At 58.1% G+C, this 25,714-nt stretch carries 26 protein-coding genes; 14 read left to right on the top strand and 12 right to left on the bottom strand.

The genetic code is table 11. The features are described 5' to 3' along the window. Positions 1-67: 67 nt before the first annotated feature. Both AB4N53_RS04765 and AB4N53_RS04760 read right to left on the bottom strand, forming a co-directional pair. Positions 68-742, bottom strand: a complete 675-nt coding sequence (locus AB4N53_RS04765) for a hypothetical protein (protein ID WP_460118613.1) — start codon at positions 740-742, stop codon at positions 68-70. Positions 743-1,085: 343 nt separating this feature from the next. Continuing rightward, positions 1,086-2,003 carry a LysR family transcriptional regulator gene (locus AB4N53_RS04760; RefSeq protein WP_460118611.1) on the bottom strand — a complete coding sequence of 306 codons (918 nt, stop codon included), beginning with the start codon at positions 2,001-2,003 and terminating at the stop codon, positions 1,086-1,088. A gap of 145 nt (positions 2,004-2,148) precedes the next feature. On the opposite strand from AB4N53_RS04760, the gene AB4N53_RS04755 reads away from it, so the two are divergent. The 4 genes from AB4N53_RS04755 (at position 2,149) to AB4N53_RS04740 (ending at position 6,182) form a co-directional block, all read left to right on the top strand. After that, positions 2,149-3,195, top strand: a complete 1,047-nt coding sequence (locus AB4N53_RS04755; protein ID WP_460118609.1) for an SDR family oxidoreductase — start codon at positions 2,149-2,151, stop codon at positions 3,193-3,195. Between the two features lie 58 nt (positions 3,196-3,253). Continuing rightward, a complete protein-coding gene (locus tag AB4N53_RS04750) occupies positions 3,254-4,564 on the top strand; it encodes an NTP/NDP exchange transporter (RefSeq protein WP_460118607.1) in 1,311 nt (436 codons plus the stop codon). 84 nt (positions 4,565-4,648) lie between these two features. Beyond that, entirely contained in the window at positions 4,649-5,191 is a 543-nt protein-coding gene (locus AB4N53_RS04745) for a P-loop NTPase family protein (protein ID WP_460118605.1), read from the top strand. 88 nt (positions 5,192-5,279) lie between these two features. Next, positions 5,280-6,182 carry a bestrophin family protein gene (locus tag AB4N53_RS04740; RefSeq protein ID WP_024012629.1) on the top strand — a complete coding sequence of 301 codons (903 nt, stop codon included), beginning with the start codon at positions 5,280-5,282 and terminating at the stop codon, positions 6,180-6,182. A gap of 43 nt (positions 6,183-6,225) precedes the next feature. Here AB4N53_RS04740 and AB4N53_RS04735 read toward each other — a convergent pair whose 3' ends face one another. Then, positions 6,226-6,525: a hypothetical protein gene (locus AB4N53_RS04735; RefSeq protein ID WP_460118603.1), complete on the bottom strand. Its 300-nt coding sequence runs from the start codon at positions 6,523-6,525 to the stop codon at positions 6,226-6,228. Positions 6,526-6,661: 136 nt separating this feature from the next. Between AB4N53_RS04735 and AB4N53_RS04730 the strand changes: the two genes are divergently transcribed. After that, complete coding sequence (locus AB4N53_RS04730) at positions 6,662-7,273, top strand: LbetaH domain-containing protein (RefSeq protein ID WP_460118601.1); 612 nt, start codon at positions 6,662-6,664, stop codon at positions 7,271-7,273. 114 nt (positions 7,274-7,387) lie between these two features. Here the strand turns inward: AB4N53_RS04730 and AB4N53_RS04725 are convergent, their stop codons facing one another. From AB4N53_RS04725 to AB4N53_RS04705, 5 genes are all read right to left on the bottom strand, one after another. Continuing rightward, positions 7,388-7,843: a hypothetical protein gene (locus AB4N53_RS04725; RefSeq protein ID WP_460118599.1), complete on the bottom strand. Its 456-nt coding sequence runs from the start codon at positions 7,841-7,843 to the stop codon at positions 7,388-7,390. Positions 7,844-7,961: 118 nt separating this feature from the next. Then, a complete protein-coding gene (locus tag AB4N53_RS04720) occupies positions 7,962-9,065 on the bottom strand; it encodes a tetratricopeptide repeat protein (RefSeq protein ID WP_460118597.1) in 1,104 nt (367 codons plus the stop codon). A gap of 153 nt (positions 9,066-9,218) precedes the next feature. Further along, the gene (locus tag AB4N53_RS04715) at positions 9,219-9,413 is read right to left on the bottom strand and encodes a hypothetical protein (RefSeq protein ID WP_460145096.1); all 195 of its coding nucleotides are present in this window, start codon (positions 9,411-9,413) and stop codon (positions 9,219-9,221) included. 482 nt (positions 9,414-9,895) lie between these two features. Further along, a complete protein-coding gene (locus tag AB4N53_RS04710; protein ID WP_460118595.1) occupies positions 9,896-10,636 on the bottom strand; it encodes a methyltransferase domain-containing protein in 741 nt (246 codons plus the stop codon). 358 nt (positions 10,637-10,994) lie between these two features. Further along, complete coding sequence (locus AB4N53_RS04705; protein ID WP_460118593.1) at positions 10,995-11,393, bottom strand: hypothetical protein; 399 nt, start codon at positions 11,391-11,393, stop codon at positions 10,995-10,997. A gap of 364 nt (positions 11,394-11,757) precedes the next feature. Between AB4N53_RS04705 and AB4N53_RS04700 the strand changes: the two genes are divergently transcribed. Further along, positions 11,758-12,741, top strand: coding sequence for an AraC family transcriptional regulator (locus tag AB4N53_RS04700; RefSeq protein WP_460125314.1), 984 nt, complete (start codon positions 11,758-11,760; stop codon positions 12,739-12,741). 165 nt (positions 12,742-12,906) lie between these two features. Next, positions 12,907-14,034, top strand: a complete 1,128-nt coding sequence (locus tag AB4N53_RS04695; RefSeq protein ID WP_460118591.1) for a mechanosensitive ion channel family protein — start codon at positions 12,907-12,909, stop codon at positions 14,032-14,034. Between the two features lie 36 nt (positions 14,035-14,070). On the opposite strand, the gene AB4N53_RS04690 is transcribed toward AB4N53_RS04695, so the two are convergent. Next, complete coding sequence (locus AB4N53_RS04690; protein ID WP_460118590.1) at positions 14,071-15,990, bottom strand: tyrosine-protein phosphatase; 1,920 nt, start codon at positions 15,988-15,990, stop codon at positions 14,071-14,073. 334 nt (positions 15,991-16,324) lie between these two features. On the opposite strand from AB4N53_RS04690, the gene AB4N53_RS04685 reads away from it, so the two are divergent. The 4 genes from AB4N53_RS04685 (at position 16,325) to AB4N53_RS04670 (ending at position 19,529) form a co-directional block, all read left to right on the top strand. After that, a complete protein-coding gene (locus tag AB4N53_RS04685) occupies positions 16,325-17,863 on the top strand; it encodes a methyltransferase regulatory domain-containing protein (RefSeq protein WP_460118588.1) in 1,539 nt (512 codons plus the stop codon). A 282-nt stretch (positions 17,864-18,145) separates the two neighbouring features. Beyond that, entirely contained in the window at positions 18,146-19,027 is an 882-nt protein-coding gene (locus tag AB4N53_RS04680; RefSeq protein WP_460118586.1) for a manganese catalase family protein, read from the top strand. Positions 19,028-19,079: 52 nt separating this feature from the next. Continuing rightward, on the top strand, positions 19,080-19,376 hold the full coding sequence (locus tag AB4N53_RS04675; RefSeq protein WP_460118584.1) for a hypothetical protein: 297 nt from the start codon (positions 19,080-19,082) through the stop codon (positions 19,374-19,376). Between the two features lie 12 nt (positions 19,377-19,388). Beyond that, on the top strand, positions 19,389-19,529 hold the full coding sequence (locus AB4N53_RS04670) for a hypothetical protein (protein ID WP_460118582.1): 141 nt from the start codon (positions 19,389-19,391) through the stop codon (positions 19,527-19,529). A gap of 21 nt (positions 19,530-19,550) precedes the next feature. On the opposite strand, the gene AB4N53_RS04665 is transcribed toward AB4N53_RS04670, so the two are convergent. Then, positions 19,551-19,982 (bottom strand): DNA methylase, encoded by a 432-nt coding sequence (locus AB4N53_RS04665; RefSeq protein WP_460118580.1) that lies wholly within the window; start codon positions 19,980-19,982, stop codon positions 19,551-19,553. A 161-nt stretch (positions 19,983-20,143) separates the two neighbouring features. Here AB4N53_RS04665 and AB4N53_RS04660 point away from each other — a divergent pair, with 161 nt between their 5' ends. Next, positions 20,144-21,715: a sensor domain-containing diguanylate cyclase gene (locus AB4N53_RS04660; protein WP_460118578.1), complete on the top strand. Its 1,572-nt coding sequence runs from the start codon at positions 20,144-20,146 to the stop codon at positions 21,713-21,715. A gap of 10 nt (positions 21,716-21,725) precedes the next feature. On the opposite strand, the gene AB4N53_RS04655 is transcribed toward AB4N53_RS04660, so the two are convergent. Continuing rightward, complete coding sequence (locus tag AB4N53_RS04655; protein ID WP_460118576.1) at positions 21,726-22,820, bottom strand: GNAT family N-acetyltransferase/peptidase C39 family protein; 1,095 nt, start codon at positions 22,818-22,820, stop codon at positions 21,726-21,728. Between the two features lie 94 nt (positions 22,821-22,914). On the opposite strand from AB4N53_RS04655, the gene AB4N53_RS04650 reads away from it, so the two are divergent. Continuing rightward, the gene (locus AB4N53_RS04650; RefSeq protein WP_122506991.1) at positions 22,915-24,495 is read left to right on the top strand and encodes a RimK family protein; all 1,581 of its coding nucleotides are present in this window, start codon (positions 22,915-22,917) and stop codon (positions 24,493-24,495) included. A gap of 3 nt (positions 24,496-24,498) precedes the next feature. Next, entirely contained in the window at positions 24,499-25,410 is a 912-nt protein-coding gene (locus tag AB4N53_RS04645) for a magnesium transporter CorA family protein (RefSeq protein ID WP_460118573.1), read from the top strand. 42 nt (positions 25,411-25,452) lie between these two features. On the opposite strand, the gene AB4N53_RS04640 is transcribed toward AB4N53_RS04645, so the two are convergent. Then, positions 25,453-25,689 (bottom strand): hypothetical protein, encoded by a 237-nt coding sequence (locus AB4N53_RS04640; RefSeq protein ID WP_016774354.1) that lies wholly within the window; start codon positions 25,687-25,689, stop codon positions 25,453-25,455. Between the last annotated feature and the right edge of the window lie 25 nt (positions 25,690-25,714).

The raw sequence follows: 25,714 nt of genomic DNA, 5'->3' as shown, positions 1-25,714 counted from the left end.
CTTCACTCTGGTCGCACTGGTGACTGAAATAAGTATTTAGAGATCTTTACTAAAGGCTGTAGCTGCATCAATCTTCCAGAAGATTCTTCTTTTCAATTTTATCTTTATAAGCGTCGTGCAAAGTTTTTAGGAATGCATTACCAATACCTGTAATTTCGTAAGCAATTTTAATGTATTGTTCTTTTTCCTGACTAAGCAAGTTTCTGTCTCGACTTGCAAGGTTGACACTGCGCTTACAAATACGATGATTTACCAAGATATCTCCCAAGCCATCGTCAAAAATGTACGGATTATGATACCCATGCATAAATGTAAAAATATCAATTATATATATGCTGTTTATAAAGCGCACTTGATCTGCAAATTGACTTCGATTTATTTTATCTCTAACAAGTCTGCGGAACGTAACGCCGATCATTTTGGCTTTCTGTTCGGATTCTGCGTGTTCAATAAGTTCTAATAGATGTTCGGAGAGTAAAGGATCATCTTTAGGATCCCTAGCTGCTATGAATTTTGAGATTTCCCCCTGCTTTAAATCATCAGCACCTTCAATAAATCCCTTCAGCTTTTCTTTGAGCCTCTCTTTTTTGTATGTTCTGAAAGCCTTAAAAATACCTATTGCGGACCCCGCTATGGGAAGTTCGCCAAAAGCCTCATTGGTTACGAAGGTGTCGATGAATGCCTCTACTGCGTCTTCTAAAGGCAACTCTTTACTGGCCTTGACTATTTTAATGTCCTTCATGCACGCTCACTTTTCTCAACCCATTGATGGCTTGTCCCGCAACCGCTTAGAAAGGTATACCAGCGATTAACGCGAAAAGGCAGTGCTATCCTTGAAAGAAAAAGGTAGAAGAACAAAATCTAGCTCATTGGAATCCAACATTTACACATGCCTGAATGCGACGGTTGGTCTAACACTAGAAAATGGTTCTATTTTTCACTGAAAAAACTTCGGTTATCACATCATCGAACGTTGAATTATGGCAGGTAGCGGTCGCTTGTGAGCGTCCGCTAATGGCCGATTGCTCCCCGTCGCCATGGGCGCTCTGCTGCCAGGCCATGTATTCGCCTCACGAAACGGCGCTTCAAACACCTGCACTCTCCGCAATGTCCCCTTCCCCCCGCAAAAAATCCACAAACGCCCTCAGCGGCGAAGGCATGTGACGGCGGCCGTGGTAGTAAAGAAACGGGCCGTCGAAGGTCTGCCACCAGTCCTCGAGAATCGGCACCAGTCGACCATCGGAGAGTGGCTCGCGCAGAAAGTCCTCGAAGGTATAGACGATGCCCAGCCCGTTGATGGCAGAGCGAATTTTCAGATCGTGCGACGACGTCAGCAGTTGCCCCTGAGGCGGGATACGCACGATACGGCCGTCTCGATGGAATTCGAATACGCCTACTTTGCCACTCTCGAACCGATGGCCAAGCAGGTCATGGCCCGGCAGTTCTTCGGGGTGAGTGGGCGTACCGCGTTCAGCCAGATAGCCCGGGGCGGCGGCTGCAACGAAGCGTTGGCGACGCGGGCCGATGGGCACGGCGATCATGTCCTTGGCCAGGCTCTCTTCATAGCGCACGCCGGCGTCATACCCGCCAGCGTTGACGTCGACAAAGGCGTTGTCCATGACGACTTCGACACTGACTCCTGGATAAAGGCGCAGAAAACGCGCCAGCAGGTCGGGCAACAGAAAGCGTGCCACCGGCACTGGCACATTGAGTTTGAGCGTGCCGACCGGGCGCTGAGCGTCGTCGTCCAGATCGTTGAAAGCGGCGTCGATTTCCTGCAAGGCCGGGCGCAGGCGCTCGAGCAATCGCTCGCCGGCGGCCGTCGGCGTGACGCTGCGCGTGGTTCGATTGATCAGGCGCACGCCCAGGTCGCTTTCCAGCCGACGCATGCAGTCGCTCAGCGACGAGGCGGACAGCCCGCGCTTTTGCGCGGCAGCACGAAATCCCCCCGCCTCGACCACCGCAGCAAATATCGACACATCGGTAAGGTTGGGTTTACGCATGAATGCTTCCTCCGCAAGCGGCTGACTGTACGCCATACCGTACGGGCCATCCACCAATGCCCGGCTTATCCTCGCGCATTCGTACACCGATACTGCTCACTCGCCCCGCCAACCGGGAACCTGTCACGCGAATGAGATTTCCCCGATGAGCCATTCACCCGCTACGCCGAGCAATACCGCGACCCAACGCTTCCTCAAGGCCGCCCGAACGCTGTTCGCCATTTCCGCGCTGATCGGCACACTGGCTGCGCAGGCGAATCCCCAAACGGAGCCGAAGCCGGACTGGTCAACCCACGACATGCCCAACCAGAAAGGCCGCATCGTGCTGGTCACTGGGGGAACCAGCGGCATGGGCTATGAAGACGCGCTGGCTTTGGCGCGAGCCGGTGCCGAGGTGATCATAGCCGCACGCAACGCCGAGCGCGGCCGCGAAGCGATCACGAAGATCAAGCAAGCCGTGCCCGAGGCGCGCGTGCAATTCGAAACGCTGGACCTTGCCAATCTGCAATCGGTGCGCGACCTCGCCAACCGTCTGCAAGGGCGCCTGCCGAGGCTGGACGTGCTGATCAACAATGCCGCGATCATGTCGCCGCCTGTTCGAGGCGTTTCCGCCGATGGCTACGAGATGCAACTGGCGACCAATTACCTGGGGCATTTCGCCTTGACCGGCCTGCTGATGCCCCTGCTACGCAAAAGCGACGATGGTCGGGTGGTCAGCCTGTCGAGCATCGCCGCCGGGCGCGCAAGCCTGAACTTCGATGACCTGCAGGCTGAGCGCAGTTACGACCCTTTTGCCAGCTACAGCCAATCGAAACTGGCGGTTCTGAAGTGGAGTATTGAGCTGCAGCAGCGCAGCGATGCCGCCGGTTGGGGGATACGCAGCATCGCCGCTCACCCCGGCGTTGCCGTGACGGAGCTGATCGCCCGGGGGCCTGGCCTGGACAGCCAATTCGGCAAACAATGGGCGGTAGAGCGGGACATGTATCATTCCGCAGCGCAGGGCGCGCTGCCCACCTTATATGCGGCGACGGCGCTGGAGGCGGTTGGCGGTGCCTACTACGGGCCTACTGGTGATAACGAGAAGCGCGGGCCGCTGGGCTTCGCCAAGATGCCGCCGGCCGCTGCCGATCGCTCGAATTCGGCCACACTGTGGCAACTCTCCGAGCGACTGACCGGCGTCACCTACCGCTGAGCCCGCTGGCACGGGCAAGCCCCGTGCCATTGCCTCCACACTCCTACAGGAGCGCAACATGGATACGTCTCTTCTCGCCCACCGCGCCGGCGCCATCATCAATGCCGAGGCTCACGAGCTGCGCCCTGCGCTCAACGGCTTTCTGCTGTTCGTTTGCCTGTTCGCCGGCTATTTCATGCTCCGTCCGATCCGCGAATCGATGGGCATCACTGCCGGCGTCGAGAACTTGCAGTGGCTGTTCACCGCGACCTTCCTGGTCATGCTGGCGGCCGTTCCGCTGTTCGCCTGGCTCAGCGCACGCGTGCCGCGCCTGCATTTCGTGGACTGGGTATACGGATTCTTCTGCACCAATCTGTTGTTGTTCGCCGCCTTGTTCCTGGGCGAGGAAAGCCCTTGGCTGGCGCGCGTGTTTTACGTGTGGATATCGGTTTACAACCTGTTTGTCGTATCGGTCGCCTGGAGCCTGATGGCCGATGTATTCGACAGTGCCCAGGCCAAACGTCTGTTCGCGTTCATCGCGGCGGGCGCCAGCGTCGGTGGCCTGAGTGGCCCTGCGTTGAGCGCTTTGCTGATCGGTCCGCTGGGTGAGTCCGGCCTGATGTTGCTGGCCGCTGTTCTGTTGGGCGCTGCGATGTGGTTCAAGCGCCAGCTGATGCACTGGCGTGAACGGGGTGGCGCAGGGCGCCCCGATGCCGCGCCGAGTGAAAGCCCTCGCAGGCCGTTGCCGGGCAATCCGTTCAGCGGTATGACGGCCGTTTTGAAATCACCCTATCTGCTCGGCATCTGCGGTTTTGTGGTGCTGCTGGCGACAGTCTCCACCTTCCTTTACTTCGAGCAGGCACGCGTCGTCGCCGAACACTTCCCGAACCGCGAGGCGCAGGTGCGGGTGTTCGGCATCATCGACTTCGTCGTGCAGGCGGGCGCCCTGCTCTGCCAGTTGTTCATCACTGGGCGCCTCGCCCAAAAGCTCGGCGTCGGCGTGCTGTTGGCCATGGTGCCGCTGGTCATGTGCGCGGGGTTTATCGGGCTGATCTTCGCCCCAAGCTTTGGCCTGATCGCCGCGCTGATGATCGTGCGCCGCATCGGTGAGTACGCCTTCGTGCGCCCAGGCCGGGAGATGCTGTTTGCCCCGCTCGATGCCGAAAGCAAGTACAAGGCGAAGAACTTCATCGACACCGTGGTCTATCGCGCCGGCGACGCCATCAGTGCCTGGGCGAAAAGCGCGCTGGATGCCCTCGGCCAAGGTGCTGGCATGGCAGCGCTGGTCGGCGCGTTGTGTGCACTGCTGTGGGGGCTGCTGGGATGGCGGCTCGGCGAACGGGCGGACCGCCGAGCCAGGGTGTCGGGAGCACGGCAAACCCCCGCCTAGTGTTCAAGAGTCATTGACTGAGACAGGCATTGCCGTAGAATCGCCCGCCCAAAAAATCAGCTTGCAGAGCGAGAAGGAGCTTCGATGCAACGGGTGATGATTGTTGGTCAGCCTGGGTCTGGCAAAAGTACGTTGGCGCGCAAGCTGGGTGAGCGCACGGGGTTGCCGGTCGTGCATATCGACACGATCCATTGGCAGCCAGGCTGGATCGAGCGAAGCCCGGATGAGAAGACCCGACTCTGCCTGGAGGTCGAGGCGCGTGATCGCTGGATATTCGAAGGTGGCCATTCAACCACTTGGGAAAACCGCGTCGTACGCGCAGATCTGCTGATCTGGATCGATCGTTCGCCACCGCTTCGATTCTTGCGCGTCTTGCGTAGAACGCTGCTCAACCACGGTCAGTCTCGGCCCGACTTGGCGGAAAACTGCCCCGAACAGCTGGCGAACCTGCCGGAGTTTCTAAAGTTCATGTGGCGGACGAGAAAAACCTCGCGAGCCAAAATGCGCCAATTCGTGTCAACGGCGCCATCGGCTTGCCGGGTGGTTCATCTGCGGTCCAATCGAGAGACGAGGATTTTTCTCGAAAGTATTGGCCATTCAACGGGCCAGACTTTGCAGACTGACTGACGGCTGACCGCCCCACCAGGGAACTGCCGGTGCAAGGCATCGTCCGAGCTTAAGCGTTTAAGCAAACAGCTCGCCACGAGGTTTCCGTTTGAAAGCTGCCATCGTCAAAAAATACCGTCTGATCATCAAGACCCTGGGTTACGTGGGCTGGTCTTTGTTCTGGTTGCTGCTCTGGGACATCGCCGTCACCGTCGACTTCATGCTGTTTCTCAACGCCAAGCTGAACCTGCCGTTGATGCCGCTGACCTTGCTCGGTTCAGCGTTGATCGTGTTGATCAGTTTTCGCAACAGCAGCGCTTACAACCGCTGGTGGGAAGCGCGGACGCTGTGGGGATCGATGATCAACAATTCCCGCAGCTTCGCCCGGCAGGTGCTGACGCTGCTGGACGACGCTGGTGGCGAGGTGAATCCGGTCAAATCCACGCTGTTGCGCCGCCACGTCGCCTACGTCAATTGCCTCGCCGCGCACCTGCAAGGCCAGCCATGTCCCGACGAGGTGCGGGCGTTTATTCCCGCCGAAGAATTCGCCCGCAGTGGCACAACCAATAACTTTGCCAACGATATCCTCACCGGCTCGGCGACTTTGCTCGCTCGCGAATACAAGGCCGGACATCTGGACAGTATTCGCTTGGCGCGGCTTGAGTCGACGCTGGTGGACTTGTCCAACAGCCAAGGCGGCATGGAGCGGATCGCCAATACCCCGCTGCCCTACCCTTATGTTTATTTTCCGCGTCTGTTCATTTCGCTGTTCTGCCTGATTGTCCCGATAGGACTGGTCGAATCCCTCGGCTGGTTCACGCCGCTGGCGTCGACCGTGGTGGGATTCATGCTGCTGGCTATCGAGCGCATCGGCACCGACCTGCAAAGCCCGTTTCGCCACAGCGAACACCAGATTCAGATGGAAGCGCTGTGCGAAACCATCGAAAAGAATTTGCAATCGATGCAGCGTGATTCGTTGGGGGATGTGCGCAGGGTTGAGGAGCCCGCTTGAGGCGCTGCTTTAGCAGCAGCGCTTTTCATCAGATGCGGAGCGGCTATTGACGAGTGTCCGCCTCCTCGGCCGGGTAAAACTCGCCCTGCTTACCCATTTCTTCGAGTCGTTCACGCGCTACCGCCTCAACACGGGCAACTGCGGCACGATCGTCGGGATCCACCAATTGCAAGCACAGGCGTCGAACATTTTGATCATGTGTCCCCTCGCTAAGCATTTCGTGGGTGAAGACCTGTTCAGCACGCCAGAGGCATAACTGGGTATGGGTCCCGCCGAGCCATATCTCGTTGATTGATCCAAGATCAGTGGTTGCCAGTTGATCCACGGTGATTGTCTTATCCATTGCGCCGTACCTGAAGAATGCTCGTAGACAGGTACGACTAGCAGGCACAGTGGGTCGTTCCAACCGACGACAGTTTGACCGCGCCCATGATGGTGCAGGAGATCGCATACCAACTTCTGTTGTACGGAAAATTCTTATGAAAACACTGATAATCGATGATTACATCGCCAGCTGGCCTTTGCTGGGCTCGGGCTCGACTGCCCCTTGGGCGGTGACCCAGGATTGCGAGAACCGGATCCTCGCATTGTTCGAAACGCTCGGTTCCGGATACCGGCGTGAAGGCAATATCGCAGTTCATGAAACCGCCGTCATCGAGCAAGGCGCTGTTCTGAAAGGCGCGATCATCATCGGCGAGGGCTGTTTTGTAGCAGCGGGCGCTTATCTTCGTGGTGGTGTGTATCTCGGCAGAAACTGCATTGTTGGCCCCAGCTGTGAGCTGAAAAGTACCTTCATGCTCGATGGCAGCAAGCTTGCCCACTTCAACTTCGTCGGCCACTCATTGATCGGCGAAGCGGTCAATATTGAAGCCGGCGCGATCATCGCCAATTACCGGAACGAACTGGACGGGGCCGATATCAGGATCCGCCATGAAGATCAGGTGATCGACACAGGCGTCAGCAAGTTCGGAGCATTGGTGGGTGACGGCTGCAAGATTGGCGCAAACGCCGTGGTCGCTCCTGGTGCTTTGTTGCGGCCCCACACACGTGTTTCTCGCCTGGGGTTAGTTGACCAGTTTGCCTACGATTAAAACGAAATGTTCCTGCGGAACTGAATCGCTATCGCGCGGGGCCGTACCACTCAGCAAATCCTCCATAAAAAAACCCGCAAAGCGGGCTTTTTCATGCACAGGTAAAAGCGCTGATCACTTATTCCTCAACAGTACATACGTCTCACCGCCCTTGCGGTCATGCTGAAGAATGAAGTTGTGGTCCTGGATACGCACCTTCGTCGGCACGCGATCAGCAACCGGCGTTTGCGAATAAGTTTGCGCTGCACTCACCAATTGCCGGGTCAGGCTGTCGTCCGACTGACTATCAGTGGCGACGACGCACTCCTTTTCGGAAAGTTGCACGGAAAGATTTTTGTCTGCGGTGAAGCCGATGCGTGTGAAGCCCATGTCCACAAGGTCGGTGATGCCATTCATCTTGGCTGCTTCAGCCGAGCCGGCGAACGACGGGGCGGTCTTCAGACAAATGTCGATAAAAGCTTCAATGGCTTTGGAAGTGACAGGTGTCGGTGCGGTTGGCGTCGCAGTGGTGCAGCTGGCGAGCACGAACAGACTGGACAAAGTCAGTGTGCGGAACAACGTATTGGACATGACGCGGGAATCCTTCCATTTCAATTTCGTAATGCAGCCGTTGGGCTGAACGCCGCCGGAACAGGCGACGTGCGAATGGTAAATGAAAACGCGATATCAGGCGGGACACCATTGCAGCTTACTGTTCGCGTGTCAGATCACCTTGTAGTGCACTGAGACCCGCCGGGCTTGAATAGAGGTTTTCCAGAGCCGATATCTCAGCCAATTGCTGCGGCGAAAGTGTTTTCTCTTCCTTCTCAAGCTGCTCGCGCATGGGGCCTGCAATATCATTCGGCAGCGCTTGTTTGAGCGCCACGCGCAACAATCCGCAAGCCTTGAGCTTGTTACGCTGGACGCCCTGCCCATTATCCAGATGAACGGCGAGGGCAATCTGCGCCATAGCGTTTCCTTGAATGGCTGCCTGCAACAGCCAGTGATTGGCAAGTGGATAGTTCACGGGTACATCACCGCCACTGCTGTAGAGATAACCGAGGACATACTGGGCGTTGACCCGGCCCTGATCGGCGGCACGGGCATACCAACGCAATGCGGTGGGTACGTCTTTCGAGGTACCGGTGCCTTCTAAAGTGACCGCTCCCAATAATTCAAATGCAAGGCTATCGCCAGCATTGGCCGCTTGGCTGAACAATGTCACGGCGTGTTGAGGGTCGGCTGGAACTCCTTGACCGGAAATATAGAGCGTGCCTAATAGCGTAAGAGCCTCGGCATCTCCTTGGGCACCCGCCTTGCTAGCCCATTTGAAGGCCTGTTGGTCGTTAGCCTCAACGCCGTAACCTTTGTGATAAAAGATAGCGAGTTGTCGTTGAGCCTTGGTATGACCTTGTTCTGCTGCCTTGATGAACCATTGTGCACCTTGGACAAAATCACTGGCCACATCTCCGCCCGCGATGCTTGCAACCCCCATGTAATATTGTGCGTCCGCGTCTCCCTGATTGGCCGACTCCGTTATCCACTGCATACCTTTTGGTCGATCAACTTCGACGCCTCGACCGTAGTATTGAATGATGCCGAGCTTGTACTGCGCCACAGGGTCGCCTTTTTCGGCAGCGCTCAAGTACCAGTCTGCGGCTTTGCCAGGGTTGCGGCTGACTATCAGACCCTCCTCATAAGCTGAGGCGATCAAGACAGGGAGGCCATAAGGGCTTCGCCATAGTGCGATCACGAAGGTAACAAGAAGAAAGGCCAAGAGGCTGAGGCATAGAGCAATCGAGAACTTGCGCAATTTTGAATCCGTTCATGACTGGGAGGACAACGCTCGGGGCCGAGTCGCCCGACAGGTTATCGCCAGGTTTCATGCTCGCTGAAGGGCAAATCTACAAAAAGAGCTTGTACACATGGTGAGCTCCCGCAGGTTCGCAGAGTCGGCTCTCATGGTTCACTCATAGAATTTGCCAGCTAACAGAATGGATGCACGCCGCTGCCATATATTTGTTTTTGAAGAGCTCGGAGAACTCCGAGCACTAGCGGTTGCCCAGGCAGCTGCTGCTTCAAGAAATGTATCAACAGAACCGTTTACCCACTGCGAAAAGCCAGCCTCATCGCGCTTCAATGGCGTCGCTTTATCAAGCAAGGGTTGACTGGCAAAATCCGAACCCAGAGCCTCGATAAATGCGATGAGCGAATCAGAGATTACAGTGATGCTGCTACGCAGAAGGAAAACCAGTCAACTTCATTTTATGAGGGACGCGACGGGGCTGAAGTGGGGACAGGAAGGAGTTCATAGATCACACCTGCCTCATGAAAACACGTTCGCCACTCTAGAAATCCGGGGCGACCCTCGCACAGAAGCAGAACGTTCTGCCCACCCTCTGAGCTAAAAACCTCTTCAACTAAAGCGATATCTCCCGGTGTCGGGCCTCGAGAGTTTATCCAATCTGTATAAATTACTTTTGATTGATCGGCGCTGATCAGCTTTATGAGATCGCCTTTACAAAGTGCCATGTACTCTCGCCTGGATTTTCACTGATAAGACCTTTTTGCCCCGAGGGCGTCTTTTGGGCGATCCGCTTTTGGCCGGCTGCCACCCTTCGTGTCAGATAAAAAAGACCGAAGTCAATTTTTCCGAGCCCAACTCCCAAACATCACATCGCCGACGTAGATGCCCGAAGAGGCTGAACGCTCTTGATCCAGACGCGCCTGCAACGTTTCAATTTCTACCTCTTCTGCACTGGCCACACCTAACGCAATGATTCGCGGCAAGCATGCTCGAATGATGGCGCCAAGGCTGTAGGGCGTATCAGGCGTTTGTATCAGGCACTCAGCGCGCACGCTTTCAACGGTCAAGCCTGCCTGGGTGAAAATGCCGTGCAGGTTAAACCCGATGTGCAAATCCGCTCCTTCGCGAGCAAGCATTTGCTGTAACCAGCGTTGCGCTCTTTCATGCAAAGGGAAATGCTCGACGCTGGCAGGCGCCAGCGTCGTATCGTGTTCCTGGAAGACCATGATCCCGCCGGGACGCAGACACTTCGACAGCGCTCGGATCGTCGCCACCGCATCCTTCTGATACATCAGAACGCGCCTGCCGACGATGGCGTCAAAAGTGCCGACAGAGTCTGGCAATTCCTGCAGGTCTCCCTCGAGAAAGGTCAGCGCATGTCCTGCGGTGCGCTGGCGTGCAACGGCAATGGCAGCGGCGTCGTGATCGACTCCGATGATTTCCCCGTTTTCCACTAGATCACACAGCAGCAAAGAAACATCACCCGAACCGCAGCCTACGTCGAGGATCCGCATTCCTTTGCCGATGCCCGCGTCAATCAGCAAACGTGTGGTGAAGTCGAGTCGGTTGAGCGGCATTATCAAATTCCCTGAGTTTTCCGAAAAATCATGGCAGGCACATCAGTCATCTGGCCCCCCGACAGCGCTTCATCCTTCGCCACCGCACGTTTGCAGGCGTCGCGGGTGGTCAACTTCTGGGCATAGGCGAGAAACGCAGGCCTGGGCGGCAAGGTTTGCAAGCCTAACCCCCAGCCAATGTGGGAGCCAACATAAACGTCTGCAGCGGCGAAGCGTTCACCGGTACTAAAAGGATGCCAACCGCGCGTTGCAGTTGATCGTCCGTGCGCTCGTAGCGTCCGTAACGACGCCAACCGAACCCTTGCCGTTGAGCATCGTCCGATGTCCAGGAGAACAAATCGCCTAAATGATCTCTTCTTCAATTGGCAATAAACTTGTTATGGGTTTTATTCGTCACATTATCAACAAACCAAATTGCAGACCCATCACTCAAAACCCTGCTGCATTCCTTGCCGTACTTTTGATAGGTAATGCAGATCACATCTTCTGTGACAACCCAGCTCCCCGACTGCATGGACTCGCTTGATATCTTAATTTGTGCAGTTCCGTCAGCGCTTAATACTTGAGAAAAAGGATAGCCAGTGGACGTTACGCTGGAATGTTTTCGGCCTATGACCGTAGTTTTTATTTCGCTGCCCGTTAGCTGCTTTGCGGTCGCCGGTGCGTCCGCATGGGCGTCGAGTGCAGCTTGATTACCGGACGAAGCGCAGCCAATCACAAATAGAATGGCAACCGCACAAAAAATAAGATTTTTCATAACTATCACCCTTTCGCTTATGGGAATGCAATTAAAGTGTCGAGCTGATAATAGATAAGGAAAACATCGACAATATATTCGATCACGATAAAGCCAATAGCACTCCCAGCTATATCTCACCAAACTGTAAAGCATTCGGACACAGTCCTAATTAGTTTGGTAGCGTCGCCGCTATTCAATGTTTCGAACTCGCACACCATTTAACTTGACCATGTAGTGATGGCTCCGAATGGGTAATTTTTTGCGATGCTCACCGGAGGATTCCCAGGCCGCGCCGACGATGCTCCAAAGCCTTGTCACCAGAAAGTCACGCCAATTTCCTAATCTTCATCCCTTCCGTCGCCCCAAGAGCCCGCATTCCAAAATGCCGCCCATCACCGTCAACTCCCCACCCCGCCAAAAGATCATCCTGCGCTCCGACAACCTCACCTCTTGCGACTTCGGCGCGCTGTTTTCCAGGCTCTTCGGCAACCGCTACGCCGATACTCCGCCGCCGCCCTCCAACATCATCATCGGCGGTGTCTACGGGCGGCACGACGGGGTGAGTTTCCGGCGTATGCATTACCACGGCGACTTCAGCGTCACCCTCCCCGATCCGCAGAACGAAATCACCTTCGTCATCCCCACCGCCGGCAAGATCGTTTTCAATCACGTCACTGAATCCATTGGCATGGCGCACATCGGTCTGGCAATCGACAAGGCGGATATCCGTTCGATGCGCTTTGTTGATGATCACGCGCACCACGGGATTTCAATCAACCGTCAACAACTCACCGAGCGGTTGTCGGCGCTGCTGGAGAAACCGGTCGTGCAGAAGATCGTGTTCGAGCCAAGCGTGGATCTGAATACCCCGGCATTTCAGGGCCTCAAGGCGTTGATCGATCTGGCCACGGGCACTGAGTTCGATGCCTTGATCAACAGCGGCACGCTGATGCCGTCACGGTTGCGCGAGATGTTGATCGATGCGGTGCTGGAGGCGTGGCCGCACAACTTCACCCAGGCATTACGGGGGCCTGCGCCGTGTGTGGCGCCGCGACATGTGAAGGTGGCGATGGAGTTTATTCAGGCGCATCCGCAACAGTTGGTCAGTGGCGTGGATCTGGCGCGGTTGAGCCATGTCAGCCAGCGCGCGTTGCAGGAAGGTTTTCGGCGCTTTGTCGGAATGTCGATCGTGGCGTATCAGCGGCAGGTGCGTTTGCAGCGCGCCTATGAGGCGTTGGTGCGCGGGCATGCAGCCTCTGTGACGGAGGTGGCGTTGCGTTTCGGCTTCAGCAATGTCGGGCGCTTTTGTCAGTATTTTCAGAGTGCTTACGGCGTAAGCCCAGCGGAGTTGAAGGCCAGGCGTTGACCATTCGGTCTGGCGAATGCTGCATTTGATTGAACAGCAGGAATCTCAGGGCGACTAACCCAGACAGGTCGTTTGACGGCACAGCCGATTCAGGCGGCGTTTACCTGGCTGCGACCGGCGGTGCGTTTCTGCGCTTGTCGGTGCAGGCTTCGCAAGGGGGTTTCCATGACCGAGGATTTCATCGGCTTTTTCACGACACACACGATTTTAGGAATATCACTGGCGAACTGGGTACTGGCGTTTCTCGCCGCGACGCTCAGTTATCTGCTGACCACCACGGCGATCCGTTTCGTTTTCCGCAAGGTGCAGGCGCGGGCCAGCGCCGGCAATGGGCATCTGACCTACATGGCCAGCGAAGTGCTGGCGGCGACCAGTACCACGTTGCTGCTGTTGGCGTCGATTCTGGTCGGCATTGGTTTGCTGGATTTGCCGGAGCGCTGGCTCGGGCGGGTCAGCAGTTTATGGTTCGTAGTGGCGGCGTTGCAGGTCGGCCTGTGGACCAACTGCGCGCTGGCGCTGGGGCTGCATCGGTATTTCTCGCGGCATAACGCCACCGGCACTTTTCAGGCGAGCGCCCTGGCGACCCTGAGCCTGTGGGGCGTCAAGGTGTTGCTGTGGGCGGTTATTCTGCTGGCGATGCTGTCGAACCTGGGCGTCAACATCACTGCGTTCGTCGCCAGCCTGGGTGTCGGCGGTATCGCGGTGGCGCTGGCGGTGCAGAACATTCTCGGCGACGTGTTCGCCTCGCTGTCGATTGCCGTCGACAAGCCGTTTGAGGTGGGCGACTTCATCGTGGTCGGCACGCTGGCCGGTACGGTCGAGCACGTCGGCCTGAAGACCACGCGCATCCGCAGTCTTGGCGGTGAGCAGATTGTCATGGCCAACGCCGACATGATCGGCAGCACCATTCAGAACTACAAACGCTTGCAGGAGCGTCGAGTGGTGTTCGAATTTCGTCTGACTTACGAGTGCACCAGCGAACAGATCCGCCAGATCACTCAACGCGTTGAAAGCATCATCAAGAACGAAAAACAGGCGCGCTTCGACCGCTGCCATTTCCGCAGTTTTGGTGAAAGTGCGCTGGAATTCGAAACGGTGTACATCGTGCTGGACGCCAGCTACAACGTCTACATGGACGTGCAGCAACGCATCAATCTGGCAATCATGGAAGCGGTGGCCGAACTGGACGCGACGTTCGCCTTTCCGGCGCGCACCGTGCATGTCGCCTCGCTGCCCGAACCCACCACGCAGCCGGCCCGCACGCAGCAACCGTCGCGTGCGCAGCATGCTTGAACTGAAGAGCCCGGCAACCTGCCGGGCTCGCTGTGTTCAAAACGCGTAACTGGCTTTCAGTCCGCCATTAAAACCATGGCTGTCACCGCCACCGCTGGCCCCGACCTCAGCGCCCACACTCAGGGCGCCGAGGTTGGCCGTCAAGTTGACGCCGCCGCTGAACTGATCGCGGTTGTCGAACGCCGCGCGCTGCTCGATATCCAGCCCCAGCAGGTGGCCTTCGCTGTCGACTTGCTGATCGCCGAGCGCACGTTCATAGCCCACGCGAACGCCCGGGACCAACTGCCACGCACCCAACACCACAGGGGCGAATGACACGTCGAGATTGGCCACTGCGCTACGGCGGGTCCGCTCGATGCCATCGACGTCGAGCGCCAGTTCACTGCCCTTCTCTTTGAAACCTTGCAAGTCGAGCTGACTGACGCGAAAGCCCAGGCTCGGTTCGACAATCACGCTGCTGAGCGGCAGGCGATAACCCAACGCCACGGTCGCGCCAGTGAGATTGCCGTGAGTGTCGCCCTTGGCAGTGCCGAGACCACCGCCAAGCTCGCGTTTGCTGTCGTAGTCGACGTATCCGGCGCTGGCGTTGGCATCGACAAACATGCCGCGCTCAAGGCTGGTGAGGCCGTAACGCGCACCGAGGTTGAGGAAGGTGAAGTCAGTATCGGCCTCGCCTCCCGCGCCGCCCACGCTGCCCTTGCTGTAGCCAAAGCCGCCGCGTGCGCTGAGTTGTTCGTTGAAGCGCTGGGTGATGCCGAGCATCAGGCCTTGGCTGTGCTCGTTGCTGCTGTCGGCGTGGGCTGAGCCGTCGGTGCCGACGTAGCTGGCGAGCGCGGTGCTCCAGAGGCGGTATTGGCCGACCTTCAAATCGCTACCGCTGGCGAACGCTGCAGCGGCTTGTTCGATCATCGCGTTCTGCCGCAGCAGGTAGCTGGCCGCATCGGCGTGAACCTGCCCGCCGACCTGCGATTCGACACCGCCCAGGCTGCCGGCGTCGATCGCCGATTGCAGGTAATAGTTGTAGGCACTGTAGGTGCCGGACAGCTCGGAGTTCTGCAACTGCCGCAGCAATTCGGCACCAGCGGCGGCATTGCCGATCAGCCTGGCCTGCCCCGGCAAGCTGTTGTACTCGACCAGCTTGCCGCGCAGCACGTAAATGGTTTCCTGGGACAGACCGAGGCCCTGCTTGAGGTAGTTGTCCATGCTGCCGTACTCGGCGGCGACCTGGTCGAGACCGGCCTGCAAGTAACTGGCCTGGACCCCGAGCAGCGGCTCGTAGACAGCGGCCATGCTCGGCGGCAAGGCTTTCAAGGTAGCGGCGACACGGGCGGCGGTGTAGTCGTTGGTCGCCAGATAATTGGCCATGATCGTCGCCTCATCGACGCCAGCGATGCTCTGCAACACGGCGGCGGTCCAGCCGGTGCGGTCCTTGCCGGCGGTGCAGTGGAACAACTGCGCGGCGTCGACACTGGCCAGCTCATTGAACAACTGGCCGAATTGCCCGCGCATGCCGGCATCGCTGACGAAAGCGCGGTTGGTCTCTTCCATCATCGCCACGGCCTCGGCGGCGCTGCGGAACGAGATGTTGGTGATGTTCGAACCGGACGTGGTGCTGCCGATAATGTCGATATTGCGATAGGCCGCGCCGCTGATCATGGTGTCGGGCGTGGCGGCGATTTCGCTCGGGGTGCGCAAGTCGTAGATCGCTTTGATGCCGAGGCCATTGAGTGTCGCCAGGTCCGCCACCGACGGCGTCAATGCGTTGGAGCGGTAGAACACGCCGCTGCGCATAACGCCGTCGTGGGCGGTGGAGTACGCGGTGGTGGTGCCGGCAATGTCGCGAAAGTTGTCGATGCCGAACAAGCGCGGCGTGTCGAGGGTGACAGGCTCGGCCCCGTGGGCAGCGGCAATGGACAGACTCAGAACGGACAGCGAACACAGAAGACGTTGGAACACAGTGCAGCCTCATGAAATCAGCGTTGGGCTGGTCACTATGGGCAGGCGAGCGGGAAGGAATATGACAGTTTCAGGGCGCGACAAAATGCCTGCGCGAATGGGCCGTGGGGTGCGTGATTGGTCCACAAATCTCGAAATTGGTGAGGATCCTTGTGGGAGCGATCCGGCTCATGAAAGCGCTGTGTCAGCCGATTATATTCAAACTGAAAAAAAGCTTTCGCGAGCAGGCTCGCTGCCACAGGGCTTGGGGAAGTATCCGTTTTTTCAATTTGTCGCACGCAATGACTACCCCTTATAAGACTGCCATCACTCCCGATAACAAGAGGCTGTACCCATGAGCAACGCCTGGAACGAAGGTTATTTCACCGACGAAGGCTACACCTACAGCTATAGCCGGGAGATCAATCCGGTGTTCCTGCGTTACTGCCTGTTGTTGCGCGGTTTCGCCACGCTGGACAGCAGCGATGGCGTGCACTGCGAACTGGGCTTCGGTCAGGGCGTGTCGATCAACATCCACGCCACCGCCAACCCGGGCTCGTTTGTCGGCACGGATTTCCATCCGGGTATGGCCGCCCATGCCGTCGACCTCGCCAACGCCGCCAACAATGGCGCGCGTCTGTATGACGACAGTTTCGAACAGCTGCTGGCGCGCAATGATTTGCCGCAGTTCGACAGCATCAGCCTGCACGGTATCTGGACCTGGGTCAGCCGTGACAATCAGAAGCTGATCGTCGAATTCGCCCGCCGTCACCTGAAACCGGGCGGCATGCTCTACGTCAGCTACAACTGCTTCCCCGGATGGTCGCCGTCGGCGCCGCTGCGCAACCTGTTCAGTCTGCACGATCGCTTTGCCAATGCCTCGGCGCGCTCCGATGGGCGTATTGACGCAGCGCTGCAGTTTTCCGAAGCGCTGCTCGCGGCCAATCCGAAGTATGCCGCTGCGGCGCCGAGCCTCGGCGCGCGGCTGCAGAGCATCAAGGGCCAGGATCGTCACTACGTCGCCCACGAATATTTCAATCGCGACTGGAACTGCATGTACTTCTCCGACATGGTCGATGCGCTGGCCCCGGCCAAACTCGACTACGCCACCACGGCAGTGCCGCTGGATTCGGTCGACCCGCTCAACCTGAGCGCCGAAGGCATGGACTTTCTGGAAACCATCGAACACCCGATCATGCGTGAGCAAGCGCGGGACTACTTCGTCAACCAGCACTTCCGCCGCGACCTGTACGTGCGTGGCGCGACGCGCCTGTCCGCTGCCGAACGCCGGGCGAGGATGCTGCACAGCCGTTTCGCGTTGCTGCAACCCTGGGAAACCGTCGCGGGCTCGGTCACCGGCCCTGCCGGCGAAGCGACCTTGCAAGCGGAAATCTACGGCCCGGTGTTCGATGCCTTGGCGGCGCAGAACTATGCGGCCAAATCCATGCGCCAATTGCTCTCCGAGACTGCGATGGCTTACGACGACCTCGAACAAGCCCTGGCCGTGCTGATCGGTATGGGCGCGGTCGCTCCGTGCCAGAGCGAGGCCGCCGAGTCGCAGGTCAGCGGTCGCTGCGCCGCGCTCAATCTGCAACTGTGCAAACGTTCGCTGTACGGCGCCAATATCCAGACCCTGGCCAGCCCGGTCACCGGTGGTGGCGTGACGATCTGCCGCTTCCAGCAGCTGTTCCTGATCTCGATCAAGCAAGGCAAACAGCACCCGGCCGAGTGGGCGCAACTGGCCTGGGGTGTGATCAGCGAACAAGGTGAAGTGCTGGTCGACAATGGCCAACCACTGCTCACGGCAGAAGCCAATATCGCCGCACTGACCACACAGGCGCAGGTGTTCGCCCAACAAACGCTGCCTGTGCTCAAGGCGCTTAAAATCGCTTGATTGCAAAACGAACCCATGTGGGAGCGAGCCTGCTCGCGAAGACGCCGGGTCAGCCGCCAAATCGGTGACTGACGCTCCGCATTCGCGAGCAGGCTCGCTCCCACAATGGTCGTAGAACGGGGTTAAGCCAGCCGTCCTGTTTTCGGAACTTTCCGCCCTCTGCCGCCCGTCCTGCCACTCTGCAAAAAACGAAATTTCCGCTGCGCGCCCTCCTCACAAACTATGCATGCGCTAACGCCCATCAGGGCAAAAGCGCGATAGCCTGGTCTGAGGAAAATTTGAATGTTCATACATAACAAGCGACTTCAGTACACCGTTCGCGTGGCCGAGCCCAACCCGGGTCTGGCCAATCTGCTGTTGGAACAGTTCGGCGGCGCCAATGGCGAGCTGGCGGCGGCAGCGCGCTATTTCACCCAAGCCTTGGCTGAAGAAGATCCGGGGCGAAAAGACCTTCTGCTGGACATCGCCACCGAAGAGTTGAGTCACCTGGAGGTGGTCGGCTCGATCATCGTCATGCTCAACAGGGGTGCCAAGGGTCAACTTGCCGAGGGCGTGCAAGAGGAAGGCGAGCTGTACCGCGCGTTGAATGGCGCCGGCAATGACTCGCACATCACCAGCCTGCTCTATGGTGCCGGCGCGCCGCTGGTCAATTCGGCCGGGGTGCCGTGGACGGCGGCTTACGTTGACTCGATCACCGAGCCTACCGCCGACTTCCGCTCCAACATTGCCGCCGAAGCACGGGCAAAAATCCTCTACGAACGCTTGATCAACATCACCGACGATCCGGGCGTGAAAGAGGCGCTGGGCTTCTTGATGACGCGGGAAATCGCCCATCAACAGTCGTTCGAAAAAGCTCTGCACTCGATCCAGCCGAACTTCCCGCAGGGCAAACTTCCGGGGATGCCGGAGTTCACCAATAAGTACTTCAACATGTCTGGCGAGCCCAACGTTCGTGGGCCGTGGAACGAGGGCGGTGCGTGGGAGTACGTGGAAAACCCAGAGCCTGCGGTCGACGGCGGCGATGGTCTGGCGACCGTCAGCCTTCCGGCCGAAGACCAACAAGTGCTTGAGGCGATGAAGATCCGCACGGCCTCCGACCCACTCAGCGAACCGGTGACCGGTGCTGATCTGGGCTCCGGTTATGTGCAAGGCAAAGATGTCTGAACCCAGTCCGGCGGCCCCGGACCGGGGTCGCCACTCGCTCAAGGTGAACAACATGAAAAGCAGCAAAGTCCTGGCACTGACCTCTGAACATTTTCAACGTTTGATGGAGCACGCATACGCCGGTTTTGAGCTGGACTGCAAACAGGCCTGCCGAGGATTGAAAGTCAGCATGGCGGTGAATGTTTTTGGCCTGGGTACCCTGCTGCCGAATAATTTCGCTGAGGAGACTGCCGTCCCGCCAGCGGACGAACATTCAGCCGTCGACGACGCCTTGCCCACGATGCCAGTAGTTGCCAGGCGCGCATTGGCGGCGCGCAACCGTTCAATCGACGAACGTTTTCATCGGTAAGAGGAGCGCGACATGAGAACGCTTAAAAATCCCGGTTGGTCCTCAAGGCCGATCATCGCACCCGGCCTCCAGTTTCTGCTGGGCTGCGCGATATTCGCCGGCGGAACGCTGATCATGATGAGCGAGCTGGCGGGACAATTTATTGCTATGTGAGCCTGTGTTGCTGCTGCACATTCAAAACAACACACCAGCCGCTTCCCTCATGAAGATCTCAACGGTCATCGGCCCTATCCCCTCGAACTCGGACAGGCGCTTCTCCAGCGCCTTACGATCCGCGCTCGCCGCCACGATATTAGTGACCTTACCGGCGTACTCGCTGTTGAGCTTGTTGGCCAAAGCGAGTAATCGCGACGCCGTGCTCTCGTCATAGCGCACGTAACGTGCCTGCCCCAGCATCGACACCAGTTGACGGTGCGTACACTGCGCAAGCTTTTGCGGGGTGTCTTTGTGATGCTGCTCTACTATGACTTGATACGCCTTGGCGGCGATGGCGCCCTGAATTCTTTTGCCCATCAGAAAACTGGCCAGCAGCCATTTGAACAGGCCGGGTTCGCTGGCGTTTTGCAGGTCGATGTTCAAGTCTCGGGCGGTGATGATTTCACTCACAAGTCTCACCTCAAGGCGCGCTGCAGTTACAGATGTTGACCCGGCACGGCTTTGAACGATCCAATGACCGCCGCCTGACCGGGGCAATAAATTGAATCCCCAGTGGAAATGGATGGTCATCTTTCAGAGATGCGAGAGATGACAAGCATAAGGACCTTCAAATGCTCGGTCGTAAGATGCCCAAAACCAAGGGGCATGACGCCGCAGAAACCGCTCCCATCAAAGCTGCCAGCGAGATCGCCGCTTTCCGCCTGACAGTCATCTTCATGCTGACGGTCATTCTGGCGTTTCTCGGCGTGGAGGGATGGCGAACCTGGCGTGACTATCATGCAGCCTTCTCGTCGGCGCGTGATTCGGTCACCAACCTCGCGCGGGCAACTGCGCAACACGCCGAAGACGCCATCCGCCAGGTCGATGTACTGACCGCCGCCCTGGGCGAGCGCGTCGAAGGTGACGGCTTGCAGAACATCGACGTACCGCGCATCCACAACTTGCTGGTACAGCAGGCCAAATTGATGCCGCAGTTGCATGGGCTGTTTATCTACGGCCCGGACGGCAAATGGATCGTCACCGACAAGGAAATGATCCCGGACCCTGCGAACAACGCCGACCGCGACTACTTCCAATATCACCGCGCCAACACCGATCGAAATGTGCGTATCGGTGATGTCGTCAAGAGCAAATCCACCGACGACCTGATCATCCCGATTTCCCGCCGCTTGAACAACCCGGACGGCTCCTTCGCCGGCGTGCTGCTGGGGACGATCAAGGTCAGTTATTTCGTCGACTATTACGGCGATTTCAAGATCGACGACAAGGGTGCGCTGGTACTGGCGTTGCGCAACGGAACGATTCTTGTACGTCGTCCCTTCATCGCCTCGGTAATCGGTCAGAGCCTCGCCGACAGTGAGGTTTTCAAGAACTACCTGCCCTATTCCAATCAAGGCATCGCCGAGGTCAGAGCCGTCGTCGACGGCACCCAGCGTCTGTATGGCTACAGAGCTTTGAGCACCTATCCGCTGGTGGTGGAAACCGGCCTTTCCCGCGAATCGATCATCGCGCCGTGGCGCTGGGACCTGATCAAAACCGGCTTCGTGCTGATGTCGGTGATTACTGCGTTCACAGTCTTCGGATTGATTGTGTTGAGGCAACTGCGCCAACGGATGGTGATGGAAAAGGATCTGCGCAAGGCACACCAGGCCATGAAAGACATGGCTTTGACCGACAGCCTGACCGGGCTGGCCAATCGTCGGCGACTGGACACTGCCTTGGTTGACGAAATACGCCTGGCCAGACGACAGGGGTCGTCGATTTCATTGATCATGATCGACGTTGATCACTTCAAACTCTACAACGACAGCTATGGGCACGCGGCAGGTGATGATTGCCTGAGCGCCGTCGGCCAAGCGATCGCGCAAGCGGTAAAACGGCCGGGTGATCTCGCCGTGCGCTATGGCGGCGAGGAGTTTTCCGTGCTGCTGCCCAACACGGGTATTCGCGGGGCGGCGCTTGTGGCTGAGGAGATTCTTGAGGCCATTCGCTCCTTGCGGCTGGAACACAGAGCCCATCCGCAGGGTCACGTCACTGCCAGTGCAGGTATTGCGGTGGGCAAGCCGGCCGAACATGAAGTGACCCCCGCCACTCTCATCGAGTCGGCTGACAAGCTGCTTTATGCAGCGAAGCAGCAAGGCAGGGATCGCTACTGTCTCGGCGATGAAGTGCTCGGCGCCTAGCCACCGTTGCTCAACGGGAGCGCAGCATCACGGCTGCGCGAACTCGCTGGACGCCAAACACCGTCATGCGCAGAAACTCCTGGTGACTGACCGGCAAGTGCTGGCAGTCCAGGCCGCGCTTGAGTTTGCTGTGATCGACATCAGGATCGTGCAAGTAAACGAAGTCCTCGTCACACCCGGTGATGATGACCCAATGCGGCGCTTTCAAGCGGGTGAATCGATAGCTGCTGATCAGCACCAGCGGTTTGTATCCGGCCGCCAACGCAGCGCCGATCTCCAGATAATTCCCCAGCACCTGCTCAACTTGCGTGGCCGCCAGGTCTTGGGCAAACCCGTCCTCGACCAGTTTCATGATCGACTTCTTCTCCGTACTGCGTACGCCGTGAAGAAAAAGCGAGCCCTTGTGACTGACTTCCAGGCGCACATCGAAACCGCGCCGCCAAGCCGCCAATGCCAGACCCTTAGGACTACAGCCACCGTGCCCCGCCGTCATGAAAATGGTGGTTGCCTCGCGCCACAGCTGGATTTCCTCCGCTCGGGTCATGCCACGGCTCGAATCGATGGCAGACATGGCCATCAGCAGACACGCGGCGCCGCAGGTGAACTCGGTGGTCTGCTGGTAATACGGCACTTGGCGCGCGGGCGCTGGTGTTTCGCGCAGGATACGTTTTTCGTAGCGCAACGCCTCGCAGTGGTCCTCGTAGTAGTCCTCGACGCTGGCAAAGCGCTGGTAGCCGTTGGCTTCGTAGAGGCGGATGGCAGCGCTATTGTCAGCGCGCACCTCCAACCGCAGCCATGCACAGTTGCGCGCCAATGCACAGGCCTGGGCCTGTTCCAGCAGACGCTGGCCAAGCTCATGTCCGCGCCACGCAGGGCTGACGGCAATCGAATACAGGCGTCCAAGTGAGGTGCCACGGTGAAAAAGCACCAGTGCATAACCGCAGAGGATTGCGCCCGAAGTAACGACAATCAGCGCGGCATTGGCTCGGCTGAGCATCCAGCTGAAGTTGCGCTGATTCAACCGGTCGAAGGTAAAACACACCCGCTCCAATTCGACCAGATCGTCGATATCGTCCATGGATGCAAAGCGAAAATCAAAAGACATGACCGCACCGTAAAGTTTGAGTAACGAACCGGGACAGACCGAAAGGCCCGTGATTTATTGAAGTGGCGTCTTCTTCAACAGGGATTCATTACTCATGTCAGCGGTGCAAGCCAACGTGAACGAAGTATTAGACAAAACCGAGCATTCGACAATCTCCCTCAGCGAGGAACCTCCCAGTCTCAAACCCTCGGGAAGTCGATTGCTCATACTGGTCGAACGCAAGGATGACTGGGCTGATTACCTGCCCAGCGAGAGCCTGATGCTCGCTCAGGATTACCTTGAACACAGCGATGATTTTCCTCATCGCACCCAGGTCATCAACCTCTGCCGCAATTACAAATACCTCGGTCAGGGCTATTACTGCTCATTGCTCGCCGAAGCGCGCGGGCACAAGGTTTTTCCCTCGGTGCGCACCGTTAGCGAGCTGGCGCGCAAAGCGCTGTACGGGGTCGGGCTGAATGATTTGCAACGCACCCTGGAGCGGGCGCTGGCCAACCATCCATACGGCGAAACCGAGGCGTTCACGCTGTCGCTGTACTTCGGCAAGGCCTCGATCGAGCCGCTGCAAGAGATCGGTCGTCAGCTGTTCGAGGCGTTCCCCTGCCCTATCCTGCTGGTGGAGTTTCGCCGCGGTGAGAGCTGGCAGATCGCAGGCATCAAGGCCGGTGCACTGCACAAACTTCGCGATGAACAGCAGCATGTTTTCGCTGATGCGCTGGATGCGTTCAATCGCAGGACGTGGCGTCAGCCAGCCTCCAAACGTGTGGCCCGCTATGACTTGGCCATCCTGCATGATCCTGACGAAGCCCTGCCGCCGTCTAACTCCGAGGCATTGCAGCGTTTCATCGCTGCGGGCGAACAGCTGGGTATCGATGTCGAGCTGATCGAGAAAAAGGACTACGCACGTCTCGCCGAATTCGACGCGCTGTTCATCCGCGAAACAACGCGAGTGGACGATCACACCTATCGGTTCGCCAAGAAGGCCGAAAGCGAAGGCCTCGTGGTGATTGACGATCCGTCGTCGATCCTGCGCTGCACCAACAAGGTTTATCTGGCCGACCTGCTCAAGCGTCGCGGGCTGGGCATGCCGGCAACGGAAATCCTCTACAAGGATCGTCCGCAGGAGCTCGAAAACGCAGGGCGTCGCCTCGGTTTTCCCTTGGTATTGAAAATCCCCGATGGCTGTTTTTCACGGGGTGTGATCAAGGTCGCCGATGCACAAGCGCTGGCTACTGCCGCGCAGGAGTTATTCGAACACTCGGTGCTGTTGCTGGCGCAGGAGTATTGCTACACCGAATACGACTGGCGCGTCGGCGTGCTCAATGGCGAGGCGCTGTATGCCTGCAGGTACTTCATGTCCAAAGGGCATTGGCAGATTTACAACCATAAAGCGCTGCCCGGCGAGATCAACGGGATGTGCGAGGCGGTGCCCGTCGAGCAAGCCCCGCCCGCAGTCGTGCAGCTCGCCGTGCAGACGGCGCGGCTGATCGGCGACGGCCTCTACGGCGTCGACCTCAAGCAGGCGGGTGATCGGGTCCTGGTCATCGAAGTGAACGACAACCCCAACCTCGATGCGGGCATCGAAGACGCGGTGCTGGGCGACGAACTCTATCGGCGCGTGCTGCAAGCGTTCACGCAAAGGCTCGAGCTCAAACACCGTGGCCAAGCGTGGTGAGCAATGATTGAAGGCTATTGCATTGATTGCGGCGCCCTGCACAGGACATCGGAGGACCAGGCGACTGTCTGGCTGTGTGTCGCCCCCGACGCAGCCGAGCAACTGGATCTGCACAGACGCCTGGGCATCGGCGCGCAAGCGATAGAGTCGTCGCTGGACCCTGACGAGGTGGCCCGCATCGAGGTCAAGCCTGATCACCTGTTTATGATCTGGAAGCGCCCGGAAAGCTTCGACGGGCGCGCATTCAACGTTTCGTCCTTCGGAGTGGTGCTGAGCGAAAAACGCCTGGTGGTTATTTGCGCGAGCAACTCGCTGCTTTCAGGTCTTGAGCACGATGCGCAAATGACCGGGCCGCTGGACGTGCTGATGGCGTTACTCGCTGAAAGCGTTCACCACTATCTCGGGCATTTGCGCGTGGTCAAACAGATCGCTCGGGAGATCCAACAGCAATTCACCAGTGCGATGGACAATCAGCAATTGGCGCAGATGTACAACCTGAGCGAAAGCCTCGTCTACTACGTCAATGCGATCCAAAGTAACGGAGCGGTGCTGACGCTGCTGCGCAACCACGGTCAGCGTCAGGGCTTCAGCGACGGTCAACTGGCTGCGCTGAACGATCTGATCGTGGAAAACGAACAAAGCTTCCAGCAGGCCAGAATTCACGCCAAGGTGTTCGCCAACCTCATAGAGTCCCACGGTAATCTTGCCAACAACAGCATGAACCGGGCCCTGCGCAAGCTTACCCTGATCAACGTCGTGTTCCTTCCCTTGAACCTGATCGCCGGCATCGGTGGCATGTCGGAGTTCAGCATGATGACGTCCGGCGTTCCATGGTGGATGTCCTTTCCCGTGCTGATCGCCTGCATGGGCCTCGTGGGCGCGGGGATGGTGCTGGTATTGCGGCGCATGGCCTGAATCCAGAGCACATTCTGCTAACGCCTGCGCCGCATGCGAGGGTCAATTGGTGCGGCTGACCACCCGGATATGTGTAATCCCTACCCGCTCGGCCTGCTCGAGAATCTGTTCTGGCGTCGAATCCGCCGTGGGCATGACCAGGCTGTTTTCGGCATCGCCCAGATGCAGTTCGAGCAGATGCATCGCCGCGTCGTGCTCGGCCAGTTGCGCTTCCTTGAGTTCGAGCAGGTAAGTACGAGGCTCGCCGTTGAAACGGTATTCGATGTGATAGGTGTACATGATGTCGTCCGCGTCGGTGGGAAAA

Source organism: Pseudomonas sp. H3_E04, from assembly GCF_054668915.1.
Note: the sequence above shows the minus strand (reverse complement) of the source record. Positions and strands in the feature narration are given on the sequence as shown.